The organism is Kamptonema animale CS-326 (assembly GCF_028330895.1).
GTDB lineage: Bacteria > Cyanobacteriota > Cyanobacteriia > Cyanobacteriales > Microcoleaceae > Kamptonema > Kamptonema formosum.
In genome coordinates this window covers 1-3,977 of record NZ_JAQMUA010000078.1, presented here as the reverse complement: position 1 = coordinate 3,977, position 3,977 = coordinate 1, and the positions used below count along the sequence as shown (strand labels likewise).

Here is a 3,977-nt window from a genome sequence, read left to right as displayed (position 1 = left end):
TTTTCGGGTATTGGGAAAACCGCCGTTGTCAACGAAGTTCATAAACCAATTGTTCGGCAACGCGGTTATTTTATCAAAGGAAAATTTGACCAATTTCAACGCAATATTCCCTTCAGTGCATTTGTACAAGCATTTCGGGATTTAATGGGGCAATTGTTAACCGAAAGCGATCTCCAACTAGAGCAATGGAAAAATCAAATATTAGAAACTGTCGGAGACAACGGTCAGGTAATTATTGAAGTCATTCCCGAATTAGAAAAAATCATTGGTCAACAACAGCCAGCGATAGAATTATCAGGAACGGCAGCCCAAAATCGCTTTAACTTATTGTTTCAAAAGTTCACCCAAATCTTTACCAGCGCCGAACATCCATTAGTGATGTTTTTAGATGATTTGCAATGGGCAGATTCAGCATCGCTGAAGTTAATGCAGCTATTAATGGTTGATACGGGTCATCTTTTCATCATTGGTGCTTATCGGGATAACGAAGTCAATCCCGCCCATCCATTAATGTTGACTTTGAGCGAAATTCAAAGAAACCAAGCAACCATTAACACTATTACTTTAACACCCCTAAGTCAATCCCAAATCAATCAATTAGTCGCTGATACCCTAAAAAGTACAGAAAATTTGGCATTACCACTTTCACAATTAGTCTATCAAAAAACTAAAGGCAACCCATTTTTTGCCACGCAATTTCTCAAAGCATTACACGAAGAAAATCTCATTCAATTTAACTTAGAGTTCGGCTGTTGGCAATGCGATCTGTCCCAGATTAATCAACAAGCCTTGACCGACGATGTTGTAGAATTTATGGCGTTGCAGTTAGAGAAGTTACCCTTAGCAACCCAGAATATTCTGAAGTTAGCCGCTTGTATTGGCAATCAGTTCGATCTAACAACATTAGCAATTGTTTCCGAACACTCAGAAGTAGAAACCGCAGCCAATTTATGGAAAGCATTGCCAGAAGGTTTGATTTTACCGATCGGTGATGTTTATAAATTTTATGTAGGGGCAGAAAGTCAAGCCGTTACTTCAGAAAAGTCTCAAAATGTTACCTACAAATTTTTACACGATCGCGTTCAACAAGCAGCCTATTCCCTAATTCCCGATGACCAAAAACAGGCGACTCATTACCAAATCGGACAACTGCTGCTGCAACAGATTTCCGCACAAGCAAGAGAAGACCGTATTTTTGAAATCGTCAATCAATTAAATCACGGAACTGTTTTAATTACCAAACCAACTCAACGAGAAGAATTAGCCCAACTCAATTTAATTGCCTGTCGCAAAGCTAAAACTTCAACCGCCTATCAAGCAGCGCGTGAATATGCGACAGTGGGATTGTCTTTGTTAGGAAAAAATGCTTGGCAGCAGCAGTATGAAATGACTCTCGCCTTATATGAATTAGCAGCGGAAGTAGCGATGCTAAACGGTAACTTTGAGGCGATGGAACAGTTGATCGATATTGTCACCGAACAAGCACATTCTTTACTAGAACAGGTCAATGTTTACCGCATTAGAATTCAAGGTAAAACTTCCCAGCGCCAACTCAATGAAGTGCTGGCGATCGGCATCAATATCTTGCAACAGTTGGGCGCAACCATCACCGAATCACCCACACCCGCAGATATTCAACAGTCAATCCAAGAAATTAGCGAACTGATTGGCGATCGCCAAATTGCAGATTTTGTCTACCTCCCTGTGATGACAGATGCAAATAAAATCGCCATTACCCAGATTGCCAGCAGCATCATGGGAGCTGCTTACACCTGTGGATCTCTTATGTATCCATTACTAGCTACCTTGTTAGTCAAATTATTCTTGCGACACGGCAATATATCTCTTTCTGCTAGTAACTATACTTGTTACAGCTTAGTTCTCTGTAATATGCAGAATATAGATTTAGCTGCACAGTTTGGAAATTTGGCATTGAATGTGGCAGCAAAATTTGATGATAAAGCAACTAAACTGGAAGTATTTTTCCTGCTGGGAAGTTATATCCTCCACCGCAAATCTCACCTCAAAGAAATGTTACCACTCTTGAGTGAGAGTTATACCCTTGGGCTAGAAGTTGGAAACCTGGAATACGCTGGATATGCGGTTAACCATTTCTGTTGGATTTCTTCATGGTGCGGTCAACCGCTTGCTAACTTGGAGGAAGATACACATACTTACTACCATGCTTTAGTGCAACTTAAGCAATTAGGAACAGCTAATTACTGCCTGATTTATTGGCAAGTGACTTTAAATTTACTAGGTTTGGCAGAGCATCCCACCATTTTGTCTGGATCGGCTTTCCAAGAGACAGAATTTCTCCCTCGGTTGCAGTCTGCAAACGATATATTTGGATTATATGTTTTCTACTCGTATAAGTTGATGCTTTGCTTTTTGTTTGGGGAAGTTGAGCCAGCTAATAACTACGCCTTTGAGTGCAGAAACTATTTCATGTCGGGTGCGGGAACAGTTGCCGAACCTGCGCTTTATTTTTATGATTCTTTGGTAGCTCTAGCACTATTGAGTCAACCGTCATCAGAGGTATCATCTGCATTAGAACGAGTGGCAGAAAACCAAACTAAGTTACAGCATTGGGCGGATTATGCACCCATGAATCACCAGCATAAAGTCGATCTCGTAGAAGCCGAAAAATGTCGAGTTTTAGGACAAAAAGCCACAGCAATTGAGCTATACGATCGGGCAATTTTGGGAGCCAAAGAAAACGAATATATTCAAGAAGAAGCTTTAGCAAATGAACTAGCCGCTAAATTTTATCTCAATTGGAATAAAGAAAAAATCGCTCAAATATATATGCAAGAAGCATACTACTGCTACGCCCGTTGGGGTGCAAAAGCAAAAGTTGCCGACTTAGAAAAACGCTATCCCCAATTACTCGCTCCCATATTACAGCAAACCCGTTCGACTCTCTCAACTCACGAAACTATATTTGCTGTGGAGAATGTCACCTACACCAGTTCTGCTACATCCAGTAGTAGTGCTTCTATAGCCTTAGATTTAGCTGCCATTCTCAACGCTTCCCAAACTATCTCAGGTGAAATTGAACTAGAAAAATTGCTGTCATCATTGATTTCGATCGTCATCGAAAATGCGGGGGCTGATAAATGCGTGTTAATGCTTTTGCGAGACGATCGCCTGCTGATTAAAGGCTCAATTACCGAGGGAACAAACCCAGTGGTATTGCAGAGGATTCCGGTTGAAGATAGTCAGGATATTCCCCTGAAGCTAATTTACAAAGTCAAGCACAGTAGGCAAACTGTTGTCCTGTTTGATGCCACGATCGATCCGACTTTAGCCAATGACCCTTATATTATTCGTCAGCAGCCTTCTAGTATCTTGTGTAGCCCGATTTTGCATCAAGGGAAATTGCTGGGCATTTTATATCTAGAAAATAATTTAGCGCAGGGGGCATTTACAAGCGATCGCGTGGAACTCCTCAACCTACTTTGCGCTCAAGCCGCTATCTCCCTAGAAAATGCGCGACTTTATGAACAGTCACAAACCTATGCTCAGCAGCTAGAACAAGCCTTGCATGATTTGCAGCAAACCCAATTGCAAATGATTCAAAGCGAAAAGATGTCGGCTTTGGGGAATTTAGTTGCTGGCGTGGCTCATGAAATTAATAACCCTGTCGGCTTTATTTACGGCAATTTGAATGAAGCTAAATCCACAGTTAAAGATTTAGTCGAGCATCTCAATCTCTATCGCGATCGCGCCTCAGAAACAGAGATTACCGACCATGCCGAAGATATCGATTTAGATTATATCATCACAGACTTGCCCAAAATGATTGACTCGATGCAATTGGGATGCGATCGCATCAAAAATATCAGCACTTCACTCCGAACTTTTTCTCGGGCTGACAAAGACTACAAAGTGACCTTCAATATCCACGAGGGTATCGACAGCACGATCTTAATCCTCAAATATCGATTGAAAGCGAACGATGAGCGACCCGCTAT

At 41.4% G+C, this 3,977-nt stretch carries 1 protein-coding gene; it reads left to right on the top strand.

The features are described from left to right. Positions 1 to 3,977 (top strand): trifunctional serine/threonine-protein kinase/ATP-binding protein/sensor histidine kinase (locus tag PN499_RS04665; protein ID WP_272030519.1); only part of this gene is annotated, 3,977 nt, incomplete at both ends.